This is a genomic window from Sphingomonas sp. Root720 (assembly GCF_001428605.1).
Taxonomy (GTDB): domain Bacteria; phylum Pseudomonadota; class Alphaproteobacteria; order Sphingomonadales; family Sphingomonadaceae; genus Rhizorhabdus.
This window is the reverse complement of record NZ_LMID01000015.1, coordinates 240542-263014: the sequence shown is the minus strand read 5'-3', so window position 1 is coordinate 263014 and position 22473 is coordinate 240542. Positions and strand designations below refer to the sequence as shown.

Genomic DNA, 22473 nt, shown 5'->3' with positions numbered 1-22473 from the left:
AGCCACCGGTTCTTGTGAGCCGCCTTCGGAGAAAGGTAGACGAGATTGTATAAGGCAGGCTGCTGTACTACCGCCGAACCATGATCGAGCCCCGCAGCTACAAGCTCGCCGTCCGGCGCCTCCAGCTCAACATCGTCGAATGGGGCGATTCGGCCGCGCCGCCGCTGGTGCTCCAGCATGGCGGGCGCGACCATGCCCGCAACTGGGACTGGGTCGCGAACGCGTTCGCCGGCGACTATCGGGTGATCGCCCCCGACATGCGCGGCCATGGCGACAGCGACTGGTCGAGCGACGGCGACTATGAGATGCTCGACTATGTCGACGACTTCGCCGGCGTCGTCGCCGCGCTTGGCCTGCCGCCCTGTGCGATGATCGGCCATTCGCTCGGCGCCAACATCGTCACCCGCTATCTCGGTCTCTATCCCGACCGCGCGACCCGGCTGATCAACATCGAGGGGCTTGGGGACTCGCCCGAGGCCGCCGCGCGCCGTGCCGCCGCCGATCCGATCGAGACGATGCGCAAGTGGATCGCGCGCCGCGCCGACGTCACCGCCCGCCGGCCGCGCGACTTCCCCGATCTCGCCAGCCTCATCGCCCGCCTGCGCGAGGCCGATCCCCGGCTGGACGAGGCGACGCTCGCGCATCTCGCCACCCATGCGGCCCGGCCCAATCCGGACGGATCCCTGCGGCCCAAGCATGATCCGGCGGTGGGCCCGACCTCCCCGGTCGACATCGCCCAGGCGACCAAGGAACGGCTATGGGCGGCGATCGCCTGCCCGGTGCTGCTGGCCTATGGCGCCGAGAGCTGGGCGTCGAACCCGGCGGCCGACGGCCGCGCGAACCATTTCCGCGACGTCCGGGTCGAGCTGTTCGAAGGCGCGGGCCACTGGCTCCACCACGATCGGCGTGCCGATTTCATCGCCGTGGCGAAGGACTTCCTGGGTCAATCCTGATCGAGCGCGAGCAGGGCGAAACTCGCCAGCCAATGCTCGCCCATATAATGGTCGGCGAGATGCGGCAGCGCGGCGGCGACGTGGCGTTCGGCCGCCTCCAGCGCGACCGGCACCACCGGATGATCGCCGGGCAGCCCCGCCGCGATCGCCCGCCAACTCCAGGCACGGCTGAGGTTGAGCCCGTCGAGATGGGCGATCTTGCCGTCGGTCCGGTCCGAGACGAAGGCCGGCGTCAGCAGCGTCGCGGGGACCTCAGGCAGGAAATCGCCGAACCAGCGCGGGAAATCGGCGGCCGGCAGCACCGCGCACATCAGATGCGCCTCGGTCAGCGCCGACGACAGGAACTCGTCGCCGCCCGGCTCCCACGCCTGGCAGCCGCGATCGGCGCCGTACCAGTCGGCGGCGCGCGCGGCGATCAGCGCGGCGAGATCGCGATCGTGCGCGACCGCCCAGCGATGCGCGTGGATCAGCGCGAAGCTGCTGTTGGGATGGGTGCCGACCCGGATCGGATAGGTCAGCCTCGGCAGATAGGCGCGGAAGCGATCGGCGAAGGCGCGGGCGAGCGGCTCGAGCGCGCGGCACCAATGCCGGTCGTCGTGCAGCCCCAGCTCGTGGTGCAGCGCGAGTAGCCAGCCCCAGCCATAGGGCCGTTCGAACCCGGCCGAGGCCGGGCGGTCGAGATAGGCGAGCTCGCCCGCGACCTTGTCGGGTACCAGCATCGCATCGGCCCGCGCGCGGATCTCGCCGGCCTGCGGCAGGTCGGGAAAGCGGCGGAGCAGCCGCATCACCTGCCACCAGCCATGGACGCAGCTGTGCCAGTCGAAGCTGCCGTGGAAGATCGGGTGGAGCGTCGCGGGCGGCAGCACGTCCTCGGGGCCCGCCATCACATGGTCGAGCTTGTACGGCCATGCGCGGCCGAGATGGCCGAGGGTCAGCGCGGCGAAGCGCGCGGCGAGGTCGGGGGTGACGACGACGGGGAGGAGCGTCACCGGAACGCCAGCCAGTAGAGCAGCGCGACGTTCACCGCCAGCAGCGGCAGCGCGGTGGGGATCTGCGCGCGGATCACGGCGTGCCGGTCCTTGAGGTCGAGCAGCGCGGCGGGGACGAGGTTGAAGTTGGCGGCCATCGGCGTCATCAGCGTGCCGCAGAAGCCCGCGAGCATGCCGATCGCCGCGACCACCGCCGGGTTGCCGCCCGCGCCATGGATCAGCACCGGGATGCCGATCGCCGCCGCCATCACCGGGAAGGCTGCGAAGGCGTTGCCCATGACGATGGTGAACAGCGCCATGCCGAGGGTGTAGGCCAGCACCGCGCCGAACAGGCTGCCGTCGGGGATCAGCTGCCCCATCAGCCCGCCGACCACGTCGCCGACGCCGGCCAGCGCGAACACCGCGCCGAGGCTCGCCAGCATCTGCGGCAGCGCCGCCGCCCAGCCGACCCCGTCCATCAGCCGGCGGCCCTCGTCGAACGGCGTCATCGCGCGCGGCCGCAGCCAGGCATAGCCGATCGCGAGAGCGGCGATCACGCCCAGCATCAGCGCCACCAAGGTCGCCTGCTTCGGATCGACCAGGCTCGGCAGCTGCTTGAAGACCAGTGTTCCCGCCAGCGCGGTCACCGGGATCACCAGCGCGGGGAGGAACAGCCGGTTGCGCCGGGCGCCCGCCTCGGCGGCGCGTTCGGCGGGGGAGGTGGTGGCGCCGTCGCCGCGCCCCATCCGCCCGAGCCCGGCGATCGCGACGAGGCCGAGCACCAGCACGCCGTTGCCGAGGTCGCCGAGCCGGTCGCCCGCCAGCAGGCTGAGCGCGATCAGCGCGTAGAAGATCGCGTTGCCGACCCGCTTCGCATTGCTCCGGTCGCGCAGTGCCGACCCCGCGAAGGCGAGGAAGATCAGCCCGGCGAAGGGGTAGACGAGGTTGAGGCCGATCATCGCCGCGTCTTCCGCCGGTCGAACAGCATCAGGCGAACGCCGTGGATCAGGAAGGCGGCGATCGCCGTCGGGATCGCCCAGACCGATAGGTGGAAGGGCTCGATGATGATGCCATAGCCTTCGAGCACGCCCTTCATCAGCAGGATCGACCCGATCGCGATGAAGATATCCTCGCCGAAGAACAGGCCGATATTGTCGGTCGCGGCCGCCATGGCGGCGGCCTCCTCGTCGCGCGAGTCCCCGTCCTGCTCGGTCTCGCCGCCCTGCTGCCGCGCCGCCGCCTCGGCCATCGGGGCGACGAGCGGACGAACCGTCTGCGCGTGGCCCGCGACCGAGACGAGGCCGAGCGCGGCGGTGATCTGGCGGAACAGCAGATAGCCGAGCAGCAGCCGCCCGACGGTGAAGCCGCGCAGGCCCGCGATCAGCGCGCGGGCGCGTTCCTGCAGCCCATGCCGTTCGAGCAGGCCGATCACCGGCAGCACCATGTAGATGACCGTCACATAGCGGTTGTCGTTGAACGCCTTGCCGAAGGCGGCGAGCAGGTCGACCGGCCCAATCCCGGCGGCGAGCCCCGTCGCGAGCGCGGAGACGAGCACGACCAGCAGCGGATTGAAGCGCAGCAGGAAGCCCGCGACGATGATGAGGATACCGGACAGGACGAGCATCTAGACAGGCCCGTCTTGTCGGCGCGGGCCGGCATCTCGCGGGCAGCGCAGCGCGCGAGCCGCCCGGGACCCCGACCCTCGCCGGGGTGACGCGGGGAGAAGCGTTGTCCCCTGCACGTCATCTCGGCGAAGGACGAAGGGAGGGGAGAGCGTCAGATCGCCAGCGATAGCGCCACCTCGTCGCCCGCGGCGATCCCCTCGCGCTTCCGGACGTCGGCCTTGATCGGCAGGATATAGCCGCCGCTGTCGCGGTGCGGGAAGATCGAGGTTCGCCAGACCGTGGCGCCGATCCGCACCTCGACCGGGATCGATCCGAAGCCGCCGCTGCGGCCGAGCGCGGCGTAGCGGATCTCGGCCGACGTCTGCCCGTCGATGGTCAGGAAATGCCATGCCACGGCGCGCGCCTTGCCGGCGGAGGTCCAGAGCCAGACGGTGGCCGTCACTTCGAAGCTTTCTTCACCGGTCATCGGGCCAGACTGGCCTTGCGGCGAGCGCGAAGCAAGGGGCGGTGGAGCGATGTGACCGCAGGTGCGTTGAGCGATGCACGTCCGTTCGGGGCCCGCAATGACCGACCATTTTGATCTCCTTCCCCATCTGCTGCCGCTCGGCGTCGCCTTCCTGCTGGCGATCCCGATCGGGTGGAATCGCGAGCGCGAGGAGCGCAGCGCCGGCTTGCGCACCTTCCCGCTGGTCGCGACCGCGAGCTGCGGCTTCGTCCAGGCGGTCGAGGTGCTGACCACCGGCGAGCCCGACGCGATGGCGCGCGTGCTCGAAGGGGTGATCGGCGGCATCGGCTTCCTCGGCGGCGGTGCGATCCTGCAGCAGCGCAACTCGGTCAAGGGCACCGCCACCGCCGCCAGCCTGTGGATCACCGGCGCGATCGGCGTGTCGACCGGACTCGGCAGCTACGACGTCGCCGTCGTCCTCGCGATCTTCACCATGGCGACGCTGTGGATCATGCACCCGCTCAAGCCCGAGGCCAACGAGCGCGGCGACGCTCCGGCCGATCCGGCGCCGGGGCATCCGCACGAAAGGACCTGAACGGGTCCTGCCGGTTCGCCATGGACTTCGCCCCGCCGCCTCGCTAGAGGCGCGGGCCATGAGCGGGGCGGGCTTCGATCGGGGACGGGCAGGCGGCAGGATCGCGCTGGCGTTCGTCGTCGCGGCGCTGTTCATGCGCCTGCTGGTGCCCGCCGGCTGGATGCCGGCCTCCGAGCGCGGCCTGGCGATCACGCTCTGCACCGGCACCGGCGCGCAGCAGGCCTGGGTCGACGGACAGGGCAAGATCCACAAGGGCAAGCCCGGCGAAGGCCGCGCCGACCATCCCTGCGTCTTCGCGGGTTTCGCCGCGCTGCTCGACCTGCCGTCGGCCATCGACCTGCCGGCGGGCCCGCAGCCGTTCGCGACCGCGCTGCCCGTGTTCGCCGGCACCGCCGTCGCGATCGGCCGTGGCCTCGCCGCGCCGCCGCCGCCCTCGACGGGACCACCCATCCGCCTCTGATCCGTAGCTGGCCGGCCGCGCGCCGGCGATCCGTATCATGGGCGGCCCGCGACCGGGCTCGCCCGATCGAGGCCATTTTCCATGAATCGCATATCCCATTTCGCCCGCGGCGCTTCGGCGCTCGCGTTGCTCTGCCTGTCCGGTGCCGCCTTCGCCGCGGAGGCCGAGGAAGATCGCGCCACCATCATCGTCAACGCCCAGAACGTTGCCGACGACGCGAAGAAAAGCGTCGAGAAACGCCCCGGCGGCGTCGATGTCGTCGAGGCGTCGGCCTTCGCCGACAAGCTCGCGGTCAACCTGCGCGACGCGCTCGCCTTTTCGCCGGGCGTCTATACCCAGCCGCGCTTCGGGCAGGAGGTCCGCCTGTCGATCCGGGGCTCGGGGCTCAGCCGCGGCTTCCACATGCGCGGGCTGACGCTGCTGCAGGACGGCATCCCGATCAACCTCGCCGACGACAATGGCGACTTCCAGGAGCTCGATCCGCAGGTCTTCGAGCGGATCGAGGTCTATCGCGGCGCCAATGCGCTGCGCTTCGGCGGATCGACCCTGGGCGGCGCGATCAACGCGGTCACGCCGACCGGCCGGACCGCGCCGCGCTACGAGCTGCGGGTCGACGGCGGCAGCTATGCGACGCTCCGGACCAAGGCGGCGGCGGCCTTCGCCGACGCGCGCGGCGACGCCTATGTCGCGCTGACCACCGACCGGTCGGATGGCGACCGCAACCATGCCAAGCGCGACTCGATCCGCTTCAACGGCAATGTCGGCCTGCGCCTGACCGACGCGATCGAGACGCGCTTCCATGCGACGATCAGCCATATCGACCAGGATCTGCCCGGCTCGCTGACGCTGGCGCAGGCGCTGTCGACGCCGAAGCTGTCGCTGCCGGGCAACATCGCGGCCGACCAGGAGCGCGATATCGATTCGATCCGTCTCCAGAACCGCACGACGGTCGATCTCGGTAGCGGGCAGCTCAGCTTCGGCGGCTTCTTCAATGCCAAGAAGCTGTTTCACCCGATCTTCCAGGTGATCGACCAGAAGAGCAACGACCGCGGCGTCTTCGCCAGCCTGGACCTGGCCGGCGAACTCGGCAGGTTCCCGTGGGAGATCACCCTCGGCACCCAGGCCCGCTTCGGCACGGTCGCGGCGAAGCAGTTCGTCAACGTCGCGGGCAATCGGGGCGCGCTCACGGCCAACCAGCGCCAGACCGCACGGACGATCAACAGCTATGGCGAGCTGCGGCTGAAGCCGGTCGAGCCGCTGACCCTGATCGCGGGCGGCATCTACACGAGCGGCCGGCGCGAGATCGCCAACCGGCTCGCCCCGGCGCGGAGCGGCGAGGCCGATTTCGATGCGTTCGCGCCGAAGATCGGCGTCATCTACGCGCCGTCCGAGGCGGTGCAGATCTTCGCCAACTACAGCCGCTCGGTCGAGCTGCCCGGCTTCAACGAGCTGAGCCAGACGCCGAACACCGGCCTGCCGGGCTTCGCTGCGGTCGGTCCGCAAAAAGCCTGGACCTTCGAGGTCGGCGCGCGTGGGCGGTACGGGATCGCGACCTGGGACGTCAGCCTGTACCGCGCCGACCTGAAGGGCGAGATGCTGCAATATGCGGTGAGCCCGATCATCCCGGCGTCGACCTTCAACGCGGGACGCACCCGGCACCAGGGGATCGAGGCGGGGCTGGATCTCCAGCTTGGCGCGCTGATGCGGCTGCGGCAGGTCTACCAGTATAACGACTTCCGCTTCCGCGACGACGCCGTCTATGGCGATGGCCGCCTGCCGGTGATCCCGAAACAGCAGTATCGCGCCGAGCTGCGGCTGGGGTTCGAGGGGCTCAACATCACCCCCAATGTCGAATGGCTGCCCGATGGCGGCTGGGCCGACTATCGCAACACGCTCCGCGCCCCGGGCTATACGATGGTCGGGGTCAGGGCCGAAGCGCGGGTCGCCCCCGGGGTCACCCTGTTCCTCGACGCCCGCAACCTGACCGACAAGAAGGCGGTCGGCGATATCAGCGCGCTGGTCGCCTATGTGCCCGACAACGCCGCGACCCCGGCCGACGAGGGCAGCGTGGCCTTCTACCCGATCGAGCGCCGCGCCTTCTACGGCGGCCTGCGGATGACCTTCTGACTCATGGCCGGGGCGTGCCCGAGGGCCGCCCCGTGCCCTTGCGGAGAACGACCATGATCAAGACGATGACGATCGCGCTGGCGCTGGCCGCCGTCGCTACCCCGCTCGCGGCGGCGCCGCTGCGGATCGAGACCCCCTGGCTGCGCGAGACCCCACCCGCCGCCGAGACCGGCGCGGGCTATGCGCTGATCCGCAATGGCGGGTCGAAGGAAGACCGGCTGCTCGGCGCCAGCTCGGCGGTCGCCGATGCCGTCGAGGTCCACAGCATGACGATGGACGGCGGCATCATGCGGATGCGGCCGGTCGCCGGCGGCCTCGCCGTTCCAGCCGGCGGATCGGTCGCGCTGCGGCCGGGCGGCTATCATCTGATGCTGACGGGGCTGAAGCGCCCGCTGCGGCGCGGGGAGACGGTGGAGATCCGGCTGCGCTTCGCCCGCGCGGGCAGCGTCCCGATCCGTTTCCGGGTCGAACCGATCGCCTTCCAGCCCGGAGGGCGGCATGAGCGCTGACCCCGGGAACCGCCGGTTCGCGCTGCGCGCCGTCCTGTGGGCGGCGGTCGCCGCGATACTGCTCGGCTATGCCGGGCTGACCCTGTGGCCGGGCCTCCACCCGACCGCCGATCCCGGCGCCGATTATGGCGACGCCTTCGGTGGCGCCTTCAACCTGACCGATCAGGATGGACGGACCGTGACCGATGCGAGCCTGCGCGGACGGCCCTTCGCGATCTTCTTCGGCTTCACCCGTTGCGCCGAGGTCTGCCCTACCACCCTGCAGACCATGGCGCGGCTGAAACGCGACCTGGGGCCGGCGGGCGCGAATCTCGCTCTCGTCTTCGTGTCGCTCGACCGCGAGCGCGACACGCCGGAGAGCATCGGCCAGTATCTGACCCTGTTCGACACGCCGATCATCGGCCTGACCGGATCGGCGGCGGAGATCGACCGGATCGTCCGGGCCTATCATGTCTATGCCAGGAAGGTGCCGGTCGACGGCGGCGACTATGTCATCGACCATACGGCCACCGTCTTCCTGATGGACCGGACGGGGCGTTTCTTCGGGACGCTGTCCCACGACGAGGCCGATGCCCCCAAGCTGGAGAAATTGCGAAGGCTGATGGCCCGCTGAATGCCGGGCCGGCGCGGCATGCCGCCGAAATGTCACATCAACTTCATCTTGGCGTAAACCGAACCGCACAAATCTTTCGCGCGCCGTTGTTAGCGAGCCTGCTTCTCACCAAAGGGGAGCAACCTCATGACTGACGTGGTTCGTGACGGCTATACTGACGGTGTCGTCGACTGCAATCCGACCGACAACCCCACGCTCGAGAGCATCGCCGCCGAGCGCTATTCGCGTCGGCAGACGCTGTTCGGCGGCATCTCGGCGATCGCCGCCGCGAGCTTCGGCGGCCTCCTGCTGACCGCGTGCGGCAGCGACAACGAGGCGCCGGTCGTCAACGCCGGCACCAACGGGACGTCCAGCTCGGGCAAGCTGGTGACCCTCGCCGGCACCGCGACCGACAAGGACCCGCTGACCGTGTCCTGGACCCAGGTCTCGGGCCCGGCGGTCACGCTGACCAACGCCAACACCAACACCGCGACCTTCCTCGCGCCGTCGGTCTCGGCCGCCACGCCGCTGGTGTTCGAGTTCAAGGCGACCGACGACCGCAACAAGTCGACCATGTCGCAGACCACGGTGACGATCAATCCGGCGGTGCTCGGCTTCAACGCGCTCGCCAAGAGCCTCGACGACGTCGTCAAGGTTCCCGAAGGCTATTCGGTGTCGGTGCTCTATCGTCTCGGCGATCCGCTCACCGCGGCGGCCCCGGCCTTCGCCAATGACGGCACCGACAGCGGCTTCAATGCCCGCGGCGGCGACCATCATGACGGCATGCATTATTTCGGCCTGGCGGCAACCGGCGCGACGCGCGACGACACGAGCAACACGCGCGGGCTGCTGGTGATGAACCATGAGAACATCACCCAGGTCTATCTGCATCCGAACGGCCCCACCTCGACCGGCGGCGTCCGCCCCGAGGGCGAGGCGCTCAAGGAGATGGAGGCGCACGGCGTCGCCGTCGTCGAAGTCACCCGCGCCGCCTCGGGCGCGTGGAGCTACGTCCAGGGCTCGGCGCTGAACCGTCGCGTCACGCCGCTGACGCCGTCGGTCTTCAACGGCCCGGTCCGCGGCAACGCGCTGCTCCGCACCCGCTTCTCGCCCGCCGGCACCGATGGCCGCGGCACGATCAACAACTGCGCCAACGGCTTCACTGCCTGGGGCAGCTACCTGACCTGCGAGGAGAATTGGGCCGGCTATTTCCGCCGCGCCACCGGCGACAACGCTGTCCGCGGCGGCGCCACCGCCAAGGCGGTGGTCGCGCTCAACCGCTATGGCATCAGCGAAGGCGCCGGCGGCAGCTATGGCTGGGCCTCGGTCGTTCCGGCCGATGCGTCGAGCACCATCTATACGCGCTGGAACGCGAGCGCGACCGGTGCGGCCGCCGATGGCACCGCCGACTTCCGCAACGAGCCGAACCAGTTCGGCTGGGTGGTCGAGATCGATCCCTACGACCCGACCAAGGCGCCCCGCAAGCGCACCGCGCTCGGCCGCTTCGGCCATGAGGGTTGCTGGCCGTCGGCCTTCGTCGCCGGGCGCAAGCCGGCCTTCTACATGGGCGACGATTCGCGCGGCGAATATCTCTACAAGTTCATCTCGGCCCAGCCCTGGGCCGCCGCGGATGCGACCGCGGCGGACCGCCTGGCGGTCGGCGACAAATATCTCGACGCGGGCACGCTCCACGTCGCGAAGTTCAACGCCGACGGCACCGGCCAGTGGGTGCCGCTGGTGTTCGGCACGGCGCCGCTGACCGCCGCCAACGCCGCCTATCCGTTCGCGGACCAGGCCGACGTGCTGACCAACGCCCGCCTCGCCGCCGATGCGGTGGGCGCCACCAAGATGGACCGGCCCGAATGGACCGCGATCAATCCGGTGACCGGCGAGATGTACCTGACGCTGACCAACAACTCGGCGGCGGTCCGTCCGCTCACCGGCACCGATGCCGCCAACCCGCGCCACTATAACGACCCGCGCGGGGCCACCAACACCGCGCAGCGCGGCAATCCGAACGGCCATATCGTGCGCCTGCGCGAGACGGGCGACTCGTCGGAAGCGACGAGCTTCGGCTGGGACATCTATCTGTTCGGCGCCGATTCGGCCGACTCGGATGCGAACGTCAACATCTCGGGCCTCGACGCCAGCAACGACTTCTCGAGCCCGGACGGCCTGTGGTTCGGTCGCCCGAGCAACGCGTCGGGCCAGGTCAATCCGCTGCTGTGGATCCAGACCGACGACGGCGCCCTGACCGACCGGACCAACAACCAGATGCTGGTCGCGATCCCGGGCAAGGTGGCCGATGGCGGCGCCAGGACGATCACCAATGTCGGCGCCGACGGCACGACCCGCACCCAGGCGACCATCGTCGGCAAGCCGGCCAGCACGGCGACCTTGAAGCGCTTCCTGGTCGGCCCGAAGGGCTGCGAGCTCACCGGCATCGACACGACGCCGGACGGCCGCACCCTGTTCGTCAACATCCAGCATCCCGGCGAAGAGGGCAGCATCGCGACGCTGCAGAGCAACTGGCCGGCGACCCAGGCCGGCGGCACCTCGACCGCGCGTCCGCGCTCGGCGACGATCGTGATCACCAAGAATGACGGCGGCGTCGTCGGTCTCTGATCGACCCGCCATCGTGACGGGAAGGGGCGCGGGCGACCGCGCCCCTTTTTCGTTCGCCTCCCGTAAGGCGGGATCGGCGGTCCGGGGTGGCGGGAAAGCCCCATCGAAAAATTTGCACGCCGATGTCGATGCCCGAACATCCCGTTCGTCGTTCCGATGCCGGGCGACCGGGCCCGGCTCATCACAGGAGACGGACGATGCGTGTCATGGTGTTGGTGAAGGCGACCGGCGACAGCGAAAAGGGCCTTCTCCCCACGGCCGAGGCATTCGAGGCGATGGGCAGATTCAACGAGCGGCTGTCCGCCGCGGGCATCATGCTCGCAGGCGATGGCCTCAAGCCCTCCGCGCAAGGCAAGCGGATCGCGTTCGACGGTTCCGGCCGCACCGTCATCGACGGGCCTTTCGCCGAAACCCGCGAGCTGGTCGCGGGCTTCTGGCTCTGGGAGGTCCGGGACATGGACGAGGCCGTCGCCTGGGTGAAGCGCTGTCCCAATCCCATGCCGGGACCGAGCGAGATCGAGATCCGCCCGCTCTACGAGATGGCCGACCTGCGATGAGAGAAAGATGGCCGGTGCCGTCGCGGCGTGCCTGGGCGCGAACGGCGGGCGCTATCGGAAGCTACGGGTTGGTGCCGATCACATAGTCCGGTAGCCGTTCCGCCGGCGTATCCGCCCTCAGAAAGAGCGGTGCGAGCAGCGAATAGTAGATGCGCTGCCCATAGGCATTCGGGTGATGCATGAAATCGGCGGTCAGGACGATTCCCGGAATATAGCCACCGCTCATTTGGTCAAATGCGTGCTCCACATCGACGAACGGCACGCCATGACGACGGGCAACCTCCGCGATCTCTCGATTGAAAGCCTTCGTCGCGGTGGGCCGTTCGAGAACCCAAAGCCCGTTCTGCTGCGGAAAGCCGACCAGAACGACACGTATCCCGCGTCGTCGCATCTCGGTAACGGCTCGGTCGAGCCGAACCGCGAAGCTGCGGGCATCGGCATCGTCGACCGCGTGATCGTTCATCCCGAACGCCACAATGGCGGTGTCGGGCCGTCGCGAACTTCTGTCGACCTGCTCGATCGCACCATCCAGCGAAGCGTCGATAATCGCGCGATTCTCGAAGCTGGTCCGGGGGAATTGCTTCCTCAGCAAGCCGCACCAGCTCTGGTCGTCCCTATTGCGATAGAAGCTTGCGACGGTATGGGCGCCTGCCGCGATGCTGTCGCCCAGGCAGACCACCGCGCGCGCCGACTCATATCCCAGCCGCCTCGCTCGAACGATGGTCGCCGGCATGTCGGCGACATAGTCGATATATGCGATATGGTTGATCGTCAGTGGGGGATTGCGGGGCGCCGGCGCGAACTCGAACTGGTCCGGGCGTGGCTTCGGACAATGGACGAGACCGACCTCGCAGCGCACCGCTCGCACGCAGGAGCGCGTGAACAGACCCATCCGGCATCCTGTGGCGGTCGAATATCGGTAGCTTGCGAAATCTGGAATGCGAGAGCCCGACGGGCGCGATATCCTGCCACCGGAGAACGTCCAATCCACGCCCTCCACGAAGCTTATCTCATCCCCCTTCCCGTCATAGGCGTAGATCCTGAGGATGCGCTTCGGCCGATGAAGGGTCGAAACGGCCTGCCTGCCTCTGAACAATCGGCTTTCGCCGCGAATGACCGTCTCGACCATGTGCCCTGCCGGCATGGCATAGGACATGGCACCCTCGCCTATCCCTGGCGAAGAGGCCTGGGGAGACGGCTGCTTGCAGCCGGTGGCAGCTAGAACGAGGAGGGCTCCGATTAGCGCCGCACGATGAATGATCTGCACCGGTTAATGCCTTGCGAGGAAAATCTCGGCAGACCATTGGTGGAAATGCCGCTCGGCGGCAACGGGGAGGAAGAGATGCGGTCGATCGGGTCCATCATGGACGAGAATAAGGGGATCGGCCCTGGTTTTGACATGCTCCGCGTCGGGTTGGCGCTCGCGGTCATCCTGCGGCATTGTTTTCCGATATCCTACGGGATGGAGGCGGTGATCGGCGGGATCGGGTGGGGCGCCGCCATGGCGATCGTGCCGATGTTCTTCATCCTGTCGGGCTTCCTTGTGACCGGGAGCGCGCTGCGGTTGACGCTCGGCAAATTCGTCCTGAGCCGTGTCCTGCGCATCGTACCGGCACTGGTAGTCGATACGCTCGTCACGATATTGCTGATCGGGCCGCTGTTCACCAATCGGACCCTGGCCGACTATTTCGCCTCGCCGGTTACCCACTCCTATCTCCTCAACATGGTCGGCGAAATCCATTACTTCTTGCCGGGCGTGTTCGAGCGGAACCCGGTCAGCGGCGTCGTAAACGGGGCGTTGTGGACGATTCCCCCCGAACTCGGCTGCTATGTGGCAATGGCGATGCTGATCGCCCTCGGATGGGTGCGCGATTGGCGTCTCGTCACGGGCCTGCTTGGCGCCGTCGCCGCGATCATCGTTTTCGGGGGACAGATAGGCGGTGTCCCGCCTGTCGTCCTTAAGGTCCTGAACTACCCGGGAGCGATGCTGGTCCCTTATTTCCTGCTCGGCTCCGCCTTGTTTCTCAAGCGGCACAGGATTCCCTACAGCCCTCCGCTTTTCGGCATGTGCGTCGCCATGATCCTCGCGACGGGCGCTATCGTTCCGAAGGCGGTGTTCTCCGAGGTTCCGGCGGTCACCTTCCTCGCCGCGCCGGTCTATGCCTATGTCACGCTGTTTCTCGGCGCGACAAGGCTGCCGGCCCTGCCCCTGTTCGCCCGCGGCGATTATTCCTATGGCATGTATCTCTACGGGTTCCCGATACAGCAGGCGATCGTGGCCTCGACGAGCGTCCGCAACCCTTTGATCTTGTTGATACTGACGATCGTTCCGGTCGTCGGGCTCGCGATGCTGTCCTGGCACCTCGTCGAAAAGCCGACGCTGCGCCTGCGGAAGGGCTTTTCGATGTCCGCGAGGATCGAGGCCGAACGCCAGAAAGCGGAGCGGTCGTAGAGCCGACAACGTCGCAAGACCGGTTCGGAGACAGTCGCACCAGCCCGCGAACCAGTGCCGATTGCCCTGGTGATCGGGCCGCGCTTCGCCGAGCGTGCCGTCCACGACGGGCCGGTTCACCTATTCCCGGCCGATGTTATGCAAAACCTATGCGATCGGCCGGCAATCCATCTCGCATATCAACGCAGTTCAGACCTAATTGCTTGTCCTCACGATCGATTCCGGCGCTCCGTTCTGCCGGATTCCTTTCGGCATGAAGGACATGACATGAAGAATTCACGGTCGCATCCACCACGAATTCCGCTGAATCCCGCAGCGGATTTCACTGGGACCAATACCTATGCGGCCCCATCCTCCGGACGGTTACTCTCTCTCAGCTTGGATTCCTGGCGGAGGCTCTGATGGAAGATCTTGTGTGGATCGGCGTCGTGCTGGGCCTGCTGGCCGTGACGCTCGGCTATGTCCGCCTGTGCGGCGACGCGTGAGGATATTCCCATGACCATCGATCTCTGGCTCGCCGCGATCACCGCGGCGGGGCTGCTCCTCTATCTCGTGGCCGTGCTCGTCCGGCCCGAACGCTTCTGATCGGACCAACGCCATGACCATCCAGGGCTGGATTCTCATCGCCGTCTTCGTCGCCATCCTCCTCGCGCTCACCAGGCCGATGGGGATGTGGCTGTTCGCGATCTATGAAGGCCGGCGCACCCCGCTGCACACCGTGCTCGGCCCCATCGAGAAGGGCTTCTACACGCTGGCGGGAATCGATCCCGCCGCCGAACAGAGCTGGCGCCGCTACGCGGTGCACATGCTCATCTTCAACGCGGTGCTGCTGCTCTTCACCTATGCGATATTGCGGCTGCAGGCGCTGCTGCCGATCAACCCGCTGGGTCTGGGCGGTCTGAGCGGGCACCTCGCGTTCAACACCGCGACGAGCTTCACCACCAACACCAACTGGCAGAGCTATGGCGGCGAGTCGACCCTGTCGAACCTCAGCCAGATGCTCGGCCTCACCATCCACAATTTCCTGTCGGCGGCGACGGGCATCGCGCTGGCCTTCGCGCTGTTTCGCGGCTTTGCGCGGCGGCAGGCGAGCGGCATCGGCAATTTCTGGGCGGACGCCACCCGTATCACCCTCTACCTGCTGCTGCCGATCTGCGTCGTCTACGCGATCTTCCTCATCGCCAACGGCGTGCCGCAGACCCTCGCCGGGTCGGTCGACGTGTCGACGCTCGAAGGCGTCAGGCAGAGCCTCGCGCTCGGACCCGTGGCGAGCCAGGAAGCGATCAAGATGCTCGGCACCAACGGCGGCGGCTTCTTCAACGCCAACTCCGCCCACCCGTTCGAGAACCCCAATGCCCTGACCAATCTCGTCGAGATGCTGTCGATCTTCACGATCGGCTTCGGTCTGACCTGGTGCTTCGGCAAGGCTGTCGGCAATCCGCGCCAGGGCTGGGCGATCCTCGCGGCGATGCTGATCCTGTTCCTCGCCGGCGTCACCATCACCTATTGGCAGGAAGCTGCCGGCAATCCGGTCCTCCACGGCCTCGGTGTCGCGGGCGGCAATATGGAGGGCAAGGAGGTCCGCTTCGGCATTGCCGCCTCGTCGCTCTTCTCGGTGATCACCACGGCGGCGTCATGCGGCGCGGTCAACGCGATGCACGACAGTTTCACCGCGCTCGGCGGCATGATCCCGCTGTTCAACATCCAGCTCGGCGAGGTCGTGGTCGGAGGCGTCGGCGCCGGCATCTACGGCTTCCTCCTGTTCGCGATCCTGGCGGTGTTCGTCGCGGGGCTGATGGTCGGCCGCACCCCCGAATATGTCGGCAAGAAGATCGAGGGGCGCGAGGTCAAGCTCGCGGTGCTGGCGATCGCGGTGCTGCCGCTCGTCATCCTCGGCTTCTCGGCGATCAGCTCGGTGCTGCCCGCGGGCCTTGCCGGACCGCTCAACAAGGGCCCGCACGGCTTCTCCGAAATCCTCTACGCCTTCACCAGCGCGGTCGGGAACAACGGGTCGGCCTTTGCGGGTCTCACCGCCAACACGCCCTATTACGACACGCTGCTGGGCATCGCGATGTGGATCGGCCGTTTCTTCGTCATCGTGCCGATGCTGGCGATCGCGGGAAGCCTCGCGGCCAAGAAACACACCCCCGAGACGGCGGGCTCCTTCCCGACCACCGGGGGCCTGTGGGTCGGCCTGCTCGTCGGCATCGTCCTGGTCGTCGGCGGCCTGACCTTCCTGCCGGGCCTCGCGCTCGGCCCCATCGCCGATCATCTGATGATGACCAGCGGCACCCTGTTCTGATCGAGGCACATATGAGCCGTACCGCACCCAAATCGATGTTCACCGCCGCGCTGCTCGGCCCGGCGGTGGGCGACGCCTTCAGGAAGCTCGACCCGCGCGCGCTGATCCGCAACCCGGTGATGTTCACCACGGCGGTGGTCGCGCTGCTGCTGACCGTGCTGCTGGTCGTCGGCCATGACGGCCTCGCGGCGGGCTTCAAGCTGCAGCTCGTCCTGTGGCTGTGGCTCACCGTGCTGTTCGGCACCTTCGCGGAAGCGATCGCCGAAGGGCGGGGCAAGGCGCAGGCGGCGTCGCTGCGGGCGACCAAGGCCGAACTGACCGCGACCCGGAAGAGCGGCGAAAAGCTGGCCGCGAGCCAGCTCCGCGCCGGCGACCTGGTGATCGTCCGGACCGGCGAGCTGATTCCCGCCGACGGCGAGGTGGTCGAGGGCGTCGCGTCGGTCAACGAAGCGGCCATTACCGGCGAGAGCGCCCCGGTCATCCGCGAGGCCGGCGGCGACCGTTCGGCGGTGACGGCGGGCACCCGGGTCATCTCCGACCATATCGTGGTTCGCGTGACGGTCGATCCGGGTCAGGGCTTCCTCGATCGCATGATCGCGCTGGTCGAAGGCGCCGAACGTCAGAAGACCCCGAACGAGATCGCCCTGACGATCCTCCTGGTGGGGCTCACGATCATCTTCCTGATCGCGGTCGGCACCATTCCCGGCTTCGCCAGCTATGCCGGCGGCAGCATTCCCGTCGCCATTCTCGCCGCGCTGCTGATCACCCTCATCCCGACGACGATCGCGGCGCTGCTGTCCGCGATCGGTATCGCGGGAATGGATCGGCTCGTCCGCTTCAACGTGCTCGCGAAGTCTGGACGGGCGGTCGAGGCGGCCGGCGACATCGACGTGCTGCTGCTCGATAAGACCGGCACGATCACGATCGGCGACCGCCAGGCGACCGAGTTCCGCCCGGTGGGCGGCGTATCGGTCAACGAGCTTGCCGAGGCGGCCCTGCTGGCCAGCCTTGCCGACGAGACCCCCGAGGGCCGCTCGATCGTCCTGCTGGCGCGCGAGAAGTTCGGTATCACCAAGGCCGAGCTGCCGCAGGGCGCCGAGGTCATTCCCTTCACCGCGCAAACCCGTATCTCGGGGGTGAAGGCCGATGGATCGGTCATCCAGAAGGGTGCGGTCGATTCGATCTTCCGGGCCAATCCGGGCACGGGCGAAGGCCCCGTCGCGACCGAGCTGCGCCGGGTTTCCGACGACATCGCCCGCGCCGGCATGACTCCGCTCGCGGTATCGCGGGACGGCCGCCTGCTCGGCACGGTCGCGCTCAAAGACATCGTCAAGGCCGGTATCCGCGAACGGTTCGGCGAACTGCGCAAGATGGGCATCCGCACCGTGATGATCACCGGCGACAATCCGCTCACCGCCGCGTCGATCGCGGCCGAGGCGGGCGTCGACGATTTCCTCGCCCAGGCGACCCCGGAGGACAAGCTGGCGCTGATCCGCAAGGAGCAGGAAGGCGGCCGCCTCGTCGCGATGTGCGGCGACGGCACCAACGACGCCCCCGCGCTCGCGCAGGCCGATGTCGGCGTTGCGATGAACACCGGCACCCAGGCGGCGCGCGAAGCCGGCAACATGGTCGATCTCGACAGCGACCCCACCAAGCTGATCGAGGTGGTCGGCCTCGGCAAGCAGCTGCTGATGACGCGCGGCGCCTTGACCACCTTCTCGGTCGCCAACGACGTGGCGAAATATTTCGCGATCATCCCGGCGATGTTCGTCGTCCTCTATCCTGGGCTCGGAGTGCTCAACGTCATGGGTCTCGCCACGCCGCAGAGCGCCATCCTGTCGGCGATCATCTTCAACGCGCTGATCATCCCGGCGCTGGTGCCGCTCGCGCTCAGGGGCGTGACCTACCGGCCGATCGGTGCCGGCCCGTTGCTGGCCCGCAACCTGGCGATCTACGGGCTTGGCGGCCTGATCGCGCCGTTCGTGGGCATCAAGATCATCGACATCGCCGTCAACGGCCTCGGCCTGGCGTAGGAGCAATCATCATGGGTTCCGATTTCACCTCTTCGCTGCGGCCGGCGATCGTCATGACGATCCTGTTCGCGCTGCTGCTCGGCTTCGCCTATCCCCTGCTGGTCCTCGGGGTCGGGCAGGGACTCTTCTCCAGCCAGGCCAATGGCAGCCTGGTGCGCGACGGCGACAGGATCGTCGGCTCGACGGTGATCGGGCAGGCGTTCACCTCCGACCGCTATTTCCAGACGCGTCCCTCCGCCGCCGGCAAGGGCTATGACGGCCTGTCCTCGTCGGGTTCGAACTATGGTCCCACCAGCCGGGCGCTGGTCGACCGGGTCGAAGGCGATCTCGCCAGGGCGCGGGACGCGGGCATCGGCGGGCCCGTTCCGGCCGACCTGGTGACGGCATCGGGCTCGGGGCTCGATCCCGATCTTTCGCCCGCCGCCGCGCTCGCGCAGGTCGCGCGCGTCGCAAGGGCGCGCCGCCTATCCGAAGCCGAGGTCCGCGCGCTCGTGAACAGAGCGGTCGCGCCGCCGCTCCTCGGCTTCCTGGGCGAAGAACGCGTCAACGTCTTCGCGCTCAATCGACAGCTCGACGCGCTTGGCGCTAAACCGGGGCGGTGAACGAGCGACGGACCGACGGCGACCGACCTGCACCCGAGGCCTTCCTGCGCCAGGCCGCGCAGGAGGGCCGCGGTCGTCTGAAGCTGTTCCTTGGCGCCGCCCCGGGGGTCGGCAAGACCTATGAGATGCTCACCGACGGCATGCAGCGCAAACGCGCCGGCGTGGACGTGGTGGTCGGCGTCGTCGAAACCCACGGTCGCATCGAGACCGAGGCGCTGACGCGCGGGCATGAGATCGTGCCGCGGGTCGGCGTCGACTATCAGGGGCGCACCCTGGCCGAGATGGACATCGACGGTATTCTCTCCCGGCATCCCGAACTGGTGCTGGTCGACGAGCTTGCGCATAGCAACGCGCCCGGTTCGCGCCATCCCAAGCGCTATCAGGACGTCGAGGAGCTGCTCGCGGCGGGGATCGACGTCTATTCGACGATCAACGTCCAGCACATCGAAAGCCTGAACGACGTGGTCGCGTCGTTCACCAAGGTGCGGGTGCGCGAGACCGTGCCCGACCGCGTCCTCGAGACCGCCGAGATCGAGGTCGTCGACATTCCCCCCGACGAGCTGATCGAGCGGCTCAAGGACGGCAAGGTCTATATCCCCGACGAGGCGAGCCGCGCCCTCAACCACTTCTTCTCCAAGTCCAATCTGTCCGCGTTGCGCGAACTGGCGCTGCGCCGCGCGGCTCAGGCGGTCGATGCGCAGATGCTCGACTATGTCCGCGCGCATGCCCTGGCGGGGAGCTTCGCCGCGGGCGAGCGCGTCATCGTCGCGCTCAGCGAGCGGAGCGACGCCCCGGGCCTGGTCCGCGCCGCCAAAAGGCTGGCCGATGCGTTGCGCGCGCCATGGACCGCGCTGCACGTCGAGACCCCGAGGACGAGCGGCCTTTCCGCCGACGATCGCCAGCGGCTCGACCAGTCCATGGCGCTTGCCGCCCAGCTCGGTGCAGCGACCGCCACCATACCCGCCCGCAATGTCGTCGAGGGCCTGTGCGCCTATGCCGCCGAAGCGCGGGCGACGCAGATCGTGGTCGGAAAATCATCGCGTTCGTGGTGGTTCGAATTCCGGCACGGCTCGGTCGTCGACCAGCTCGTACGCAACCTGAAGGACGTGGCGGTGCATGTCCTGCCGGCCGACGGCACCCGGGCGACGGCGGCGGGCAGCCGGAGCGCGGGCCCGGGAAGGCATGGCAAGCCGAGCGACTATCTCTATTCCACCCTCATGGTCGCGGGTGTGACCGGTGGCGCGCTCGCGCTCGGCACCGTCCTCGACATCGCGAACATCGCGCTGCTGTACCTGCTGCCGGTGATGATGGCCGCCAGCCTCTACGGCTTGCGCGCGGGGCTCTTCGCCAGCCTGGCCTCGTCGCTCGCCTATAATTTCTTCTTCCTGCCGCCGACCGGCACGTTCACCGTCAACAATCCGGAAAACGTCGTCACGATCGTGGTGCTGCTGTCGGTCGCGCTCGTCACCAGCCAGTTCGCCGCGCGGATGCGTGCCCAGGCCGATCTGGCGACCTCGAGCGCCCGGCTCAACGCCGCTCTTGCGGGGTTCTCGCGCCAGCTGACCACGATCGCCAGCGACGAAGAGCTGATGCAGGCGATCTGCGCCGAGCTGGCCCGGTTGTTCGACGCGCGTGCCTGCGTCCTGACGCCCTCCGACGACGGCCCCCAATTGCGCGCGGCGTGGCCGCCCGAAGACAAGCTCGAACATATGGAACGCGCCGCAGCGCAATGGGCGATCGACAAGAGCACGCCGACCGGCCGGGGATCGGACACGCTGACCGGGTCGGACTGGCTTTTCTACCCGATGCGGACGGCGCGGGGCGTGCTCGGGGTCGTGGGTCTTGCGCGCGACGATGGCGGCGACCCCGTACCCTCCGACAAGATCGCGCTGCTGCTGAGCCTGACCGATCAGGCCGCGCTGGTGCTGGAGCGCATGCAGCTCGCCGACGAGATGCGGGATGTCGCCCGTCTCAAGGAGCGCGATCGCCTCCGCGCCGCGCTGCTGTCGTCGGTCAGCCACGACCTGCGCACGCCGCTGACCGCGATTCTCGCCGCGGTCAGCGAGATGCGCCTGGGGAGTTCGCCCGAACTGCTCGATACCGTCGAGGCGGAGGCGCAACGGCTCAACCGCTTCGTGGCGAACCTGCTCGACATGGCGCGCGTCGAGGCCGGCGTGATGCGGCTCCATGTCGAGCCGACCGACCTGACCGATGCGATCGCCAGCGCGGTCCACGACACGCGCGCGGCGCTGGTCGGGCATGAGATCAAGCTCGGGGTCTCGCCCGGCCTGCCGCTGGTCCGGGTCGATGCGCAGCTCTTTCACCATGTCCTGATCAACCTGCTCGACAATGCGGGGCGCTATGCCGATCCCGGAACGCCGATCCGCATCGACGCCGAGCGGACGCCGGGCGAGCTCGTCCTTTCGATCCTCGACGAGGGGCCGGGTCTCCCCCCGGGCCGCGAGGAGGAGGTATTCCAGACCTTCGCGCGCTTCGAGGGCTCCGACCGTTCGAAGGGCGGAACGGGCCTGGGCCTTGCCATCGTCAAGGGGTTCGCGGATGCCATGGGTCTTGTCGCCATGGCCGCCAACCGGACCGGCGAACCGCGGGGCGCGCGATTCAGCATCCATTTTCCGGAGCGGGTTCTGGTGCGGGATTTCGATCAGGAGAAGGCGCTGTGATCCGGGCAAAGGTCCTCGTCGTCGATGACGAGCCGCATATCCGCAGGCTGCTGCGCACGACGCTCGAGCGAAACGATTATGAGATCGTCGAGGCTGGCGACGCGCGCGAAGCCCTGCAGGCGCTCGCCGCCGGTCCCGATCTCGTGCTGCTCGACCTCGGCTTGCCCGATCGCGACGGGATGGAGCTGGTGCCGTTGATCCGCAAGCATTCGAAGGCGACGCTGCTGGTGGTCTCGGCGCGCGATGCCACCGACCAGAAGGTCACCGCGCTGGACCTGGGCGCGGACGATTATGTGACCAAGCCCTTCGACACCGAGGAACTGCTCGCCCGGATGCGCGCCGCGCTGCGCAACCGGATGAGCGCTGGCGGCGCCCAACTCGTGGTCAGGGTCGGCGACCTGGAGATCGACCTCGTCAAGCGGCGCGTCCACAAGGCCGGCGCGGAGGTTCACCTGACCCCGAAGGAATATGGCGTGCTGGCGGAACTCGCCCGCTTCCCCGGCCGGGTGATCACCCACGACCAGTTGCTCAAGAGCGTGTGGGCCAACGAATATGAGCGGCACGTCGAATATCTGCGCGTCGTCATCCGCAACCTCCGCCAGAAGGTCGAGAATGACGCCAGCCGTCCGGCCGTCGTCGTCAACGAGCTTGGTGTCGGCTATCGCCTGATGGGATCGGACGGCTGATCTTCGACGGCTCGCGGTCGTGATGGGCGAGGAGGACCAAGCCGGCCCGATCAAAGCGCCGGAACGGCGTCGATATCGGGCTGTTTTCCGTCGGAGCTAGGAGATCGATGCGGGAAATGGTGGAGCCGAGGGGGATCGAACCCCTGACCTCTGCAATGCCATTGCAGCGCTCTCCCAGCTGAGCTACGGCCCCGTGCCATTTCGCCGTTTGCCGGATGGGCCCGGCGGCGGAGCGCGCCCTTTAGGTCAGCTTGGGGGCCC

20 protein-coding genes and 1 tRNA gene are annotated in these 22473 nt (G+C 68.2%); 15 read left to right on the top strand and 6 right to left on the bottom strand.

Going from position 1 to position 22473, the window contains the following annotated elements; genetic code table 11:
- Positions 1 to 80 precede the first annotated feature (80 nt).
- Positions 81 to 953 carry an alpha/beta fold hydrolase gene (locus tag ASE22_RS23390; protein WP_056365424.1) on the top strand — a complete coding sequence of 291 codons (873 nt, stop codon included), beginning with the start codon at positions 81 to 83 and terminating at the stop codon, positions 951 to 953.
- On the opposite strand, the gene ASE22_RS23385 is transcribed toward ASE22_RS23390, so the two are convergent.
- The 4 genes from ASE22_RS23385 to ASE22_RS23370 form a co-directional block, all read right to left on the bottom strand.
- Positions 944 to 1942 carry a DUF2891 domain-containing protein gene (locus ASE22_RS23385; protein ID WP_056365421.1) on the bottom strand — a complete coding sequence of 333 codons (999 nt, stop codon included), beginning with the start codon at positions 1940 to 1942 and terminating at the stop codon, positions 944 to 946. The genes ASE22_RS23390 and ASE22_RS23385 overlap by 10 nt on opposite strands.
- Positions 1939 to 2880: a DUF979 domain-containing protein gene (locus ASE22_RS23380; protein ID WP_056365418.1), complete on the bottom strand. Its 942-nt coding sequence runs from the start codon at positions 2878 to 2880 to the stop codon at positions 1939 to 1941. The genes ASE22_RS23385 and ASE22_RS23380 overlap by 4 nt, the downstream gene beginning before the upstream one ends.
- The gene (locus ASE22_RS23375; protein WP_056365415.1) at positions 2877 to 3545 is read right to left on the bottom strand and encodes a DUF969 domain-containing protein; all 669 of its coding nucleotides are present in this window, start codon (positions 3543 to 3545) and stop codon (positions 2877 to 2879) included. The genes ASE22_RS23380 and ASE22_RS23375 overlap by 4 nt, the downstream gene beginning before the upstream one ends.
- Positions 3546 to 3697: 152 nt before the next feature.
- Positions 3698 to 4012 carry a DUF1905 domain-containing protein gene (locus tag ASE22_RS23370; protein ID WP_056365413.1) on the bottom strand — a complete coding sequence of 105 codons (315 nt, stop codon included), beginning with the start codon at positions 4010 to 4012 and terminating at the stop codon, positions 3698 to 3700.
- 97 nt (positions 4013 to 4109) lie between these two features.
- Between ASE22_RS23370 and ASE22_RS23365 the strand changes: the two genes are divergently transcribed.
- From ASE22_RS23365 to ASE22_RS23335, 7 genes are all read left to right on the top strand, one after another.
- Positions 4110 to 4586, top strand: a complete 477-nt coding sequence (locus ASE22_RS23365; RefSeq protein WP_056365409.1) for an MgtC/SapB family protein — start codon at positions 4110 to 4112, stop codon at positions 4584 to 4586.
- Between the two features lie 58 nt (positions 4587 to 4644).
- Positions 4645 to 5046, top strand: coding sequence for a hypothetical protein (locus ASE22_RS23360; RefSeq protein ID WP_056365405.1), 402 nt, complete (start codon positions 4645 to 4647; stop codon positions 5044 to 5046).
- A gap of 81 nt (positions 5047 to 5127) precedes the next feature.
- A complete protein-coding gene (locus ASE22_RS23355) occupies positions 5128 to 7173 on the top strand; it encodes a TonB-dependent receptor family protein (protein ID WP_056365401.1) in 2046 nt (681 codons plus the stop codon).
- 53 nt (positions 7174 to 7226) lie between these two features.
- Positions 7227 to 7682, top strand: coding sequence for a copper chaperone PCu(A)C (locus tag ASE22_RS23350; protein WP_056365398.1), 456 nt, complete (start codon positions 7227 to 7229; stop codon positions 7680 to 7682).
- Entirely contained in the window at positions 7672 to 8295 is a 624-nt protein-coding gene (locus tag ASE22_RS23345) for an SCO family protein (protein WP_056365395.1), read from the top strand. The genes ASE22_RS23350 and ASE22_RS23345 overlap by 11 nt, the downstream gene beginning before the upstream one ends.
- A 126-nt stretch (positions 8296 to 8421) precedes the next feature.
- Positions 8422 to 10899 carry a PhoX family protein gene (locus tag ASE22_RS23340; protein WP_056365392.1) on the top strand — a complete coding sequence of 826 codons (2478 nt, stop codon included), beginning with the start codon at positions 8422 to 8424 and terminating at the stop codon, positions 10897 to 10899.
- A 197-nt stretch (positions 10900 to 11096) separates the two neighbouring features.
- Positions 11097 to 11456 carry a YciI family protein gene (locus tag ASE22_RS23335; protein ID WP_056365388.1) on the top strand — a complete coding sequence of 120 codons (360 nt, stop codon included), beginning with the start codon at positions 11097 to 11099 and terminating at the stop codon, positions 11454 to 11456.
- Positions 11457 to 11517: 61 nt separating this feature from the next.
- Here the strand turns inward: ASE22_RS23335 and ASE22_RS23330 are convergent, their stop codons facing one another.
- Positions 11518 to 12612 carry an SGNH/GDSL hydrolase family protein gene (locus tag ASE22_RS23330; RefSeq protein ID WP_056365385.1) on the bottom strand — a complete coding sequence of 365 codons (1095 nt, stop codon included), beginning with the start codon at positions 12610 to 12612 and terminating at the stop codon, positions 11518 to 11520.
- Positions 12613 to 12708: 96 nt separating this feature from the next.
- On the opposite strand from ASE22_RS23330, the gene ASE22_RS23325 reads away from it, so the two are divergent.
- The 7 genes from ASE22_RS23325 (at position 12709) to ASE22_RS23295 (ending at position 22212) form a co-directional block, all read left to right on the top strand.
- Complete coding sequence (locus tag ASE22_RS23325) at positions 12709 to 13908, top strand: acyltransferase family protein (RefSeq protein ID WP_082545592.1); 1200 nt, start codon at positions 12709 to 12711, stop codon at positions 13906 to 13908.
- Positions 13909 to 14403: 495 nt separating this feature from the next.
- Positions 14404 to 14493, top strand: a complete 90-nt coding sequence (gene kdpF, locus ASE22_RS23320; protein WP_056365382.1) for a K(+)-transporting ATPase subunit F — start codon at positions 14404 to 14406, stop codon at positions 14491 to 14493.
- Positions 14494 to 14506: 13 nt separating this feature from the next.
- Complete coding sequence (gene kdpA, locus ASE22_RS23315; protein WP_056365379.1) at positions 14507 to 16210, top strand: potassium-transporting ATPase subunit KdpA; 1704 nt, start codon at positions 14507 to 14509, stop codon at positions 16208 to 16210.
- 11 nt (positions 16211 to 16221) lie between these two features.
- Positions 16222 to 18243: a potassium-transporting ATPase subunit KdpB gene (gene kdpB, locus ASE22_RS23310; RefSeq protein WP_056365376.1), complete on the top strand. Its 2022-nt coding sequence runs from the start codon at positions 16222 to 16224 to the stop codon at positions 18241 to 18243.
- 11 nt (positions 18244 to 18254) lie between these two features.
- Entirely contained in the window at positions 18255 to 18845 is a 591-nt protein-coding gene (gene kdpC / locus ASE22_RS23305; protein WP_056365373.1) for a potassium-transporting ATPase subunit KdpC, read from the top strand.
- Positions 18842 to 21526 (top strand): sensor histidine kinase, encoded by a 2685-nt coding sequence (locus ASE22_RS23300; RefSeq protein WP_056365372.1) that lies wholly within the window; start codon positions 18842 to 18844, stop codon positions 21524 to 21526. The genes kdpC and ASE22_RS23300 overlap by 4 nt, the downstream gene beginning before the upstream one ends.
- Positions 21523 to 22212, top strand: coding sequence for a response regulator (locus tag ASE22_RS23295; protein ID WP_056365366.1), 690 nt, complete (start codon positions 21523 to 21525; stop codon positions 22210 to 22212). Before ASE22_RS23300 ends, ASE22_RS23295 begins: the two co-directional genes overlap by 4 nt.
- Positions 22213 to 22329: 117 nt before the next feature.
- On the opposite strand, the gene ASE22_RS23290 is transcribed toward ASE22_RS23295, so the two are convergent.
- Positions 22330 to 22405 (bottom strand) — tRNA-Ala (locus tag ASE22_RS23290).
- Positions 22406 to 22473: the final 68 nt, after the last annotated feature.

Coding starts and splice junctions, on each gene's coding strand:
- ASE22_RS23360 (WP_056365405.1), top strand. CDS start 4,645: ATGAGCGGGGCGGGCTTCGATCGGGGACGGGCAGGCGGCAGGATCGCG.
- ASE22_RS23375 (WP_056365415.1), bottom strand. CDS start 3,545: ATGCTCGTCCTGTCCGGTATCCTCATCATCGTCGCGGGCTTCCTGCTG.
- ASE22_RS23380 (WP_056365418.1), bottom strand. CDS start 2,880: ATGATCGGCCTCAACCTCGTCTACCCCTTCGCCGGGCTGATCTTCCTC.
- kdpC (WP_056365373.1), top strand. CDS start 18,255: ATGGGTTCCGATTTCACCTCTTCGCTGCGGCCGGCGATCGTCATGACG.
- ASE22_RS23365 (WP_056365409.1), top strand. CDS start 4,110: ATGACCGACCATTTTGATCTCCTTCCCCATCTGCTGCCGCTCGGCGTC.
- ASE22_RS23350 (WP_056365398.1), top strand. CDS start 7,227: ATGATCAAGACGATGACGATCGCGCTGGCGCTGGCCGCCGTCGCTACC.
- kdpA (WP_056365379.1), top strand. CDS start 14,507: ATGACCATCCAGGGCTGGATTCTCATCGCCGTCTTCGTCGCCATCCTC.
- ASE22_RS23345 (WP_056365395.1), top strand. CDS start 7,672: ATGAGCGCTGACCCCGGGAACCGCCGGTTCGCGCTGCGCGCCGTCCTG.
- kdpF (WP_056365382.1), top strand. CDS start 14,404: ATGACCATCGATCTCTGGCTCGCCGCGATCACCGCGGCGGGGCTGCTC.
- kdpB (WP_056365376.1), top strand. CDS start 16,222: ATGAGCCGTACCGCACCCAAATCGATGTTCACCGCCGCGCTGCTCGGC.
- ASE22_RS23355 (WP_056365401.1), top strand. CDS start 5,128: ATGAATCGCATATCCCATTTCGCCCGCGGCGCTTCGGCGCTCGCGTTG.
- ASE22_RS23370 (WP_056365413.1), bottom strand. CDS start 4,012: ATGACCGGTGAAGAAAGCTTCGAAGTGACGGCCACCGTCTGGCTCTGG.
- ASE22_RS23325 (WP_082545592.1), top strand. CDS start 12,709: ATGAATGATCTGCACCGGTTAATGCCTTGCGAGGAAAATCTCGGCAGA.
- ASE22_RS23335 (WP_056365388.1), top strand. CDS start 11,097: ATGCGTGTCATGGTGTTGGTGAAGGCGACCGGCGACAGCGAAAAGGGC.
- ASE22_RS23340 (WP_056365392.1), top strand. CDS start 8,422: ATGACTGACGTGGTTCGTGACGGCTATACTGACGGTGTCGTCGACTGC.
- ASE22_RS23390 (WP_056365424.1), top strand. CDS start 81: ATGATCGAGCCCCGCAGCTACAAGCTCGCCGTCCGGCGCCTCCAGCTC.
- ASE22_RS23330 (WP_056365385.1), bottom strand. CDS start 12,612: ATGTCCTATGCCATGCCGGCAGGGCACATGGTCGAGACGGTCATTCGC.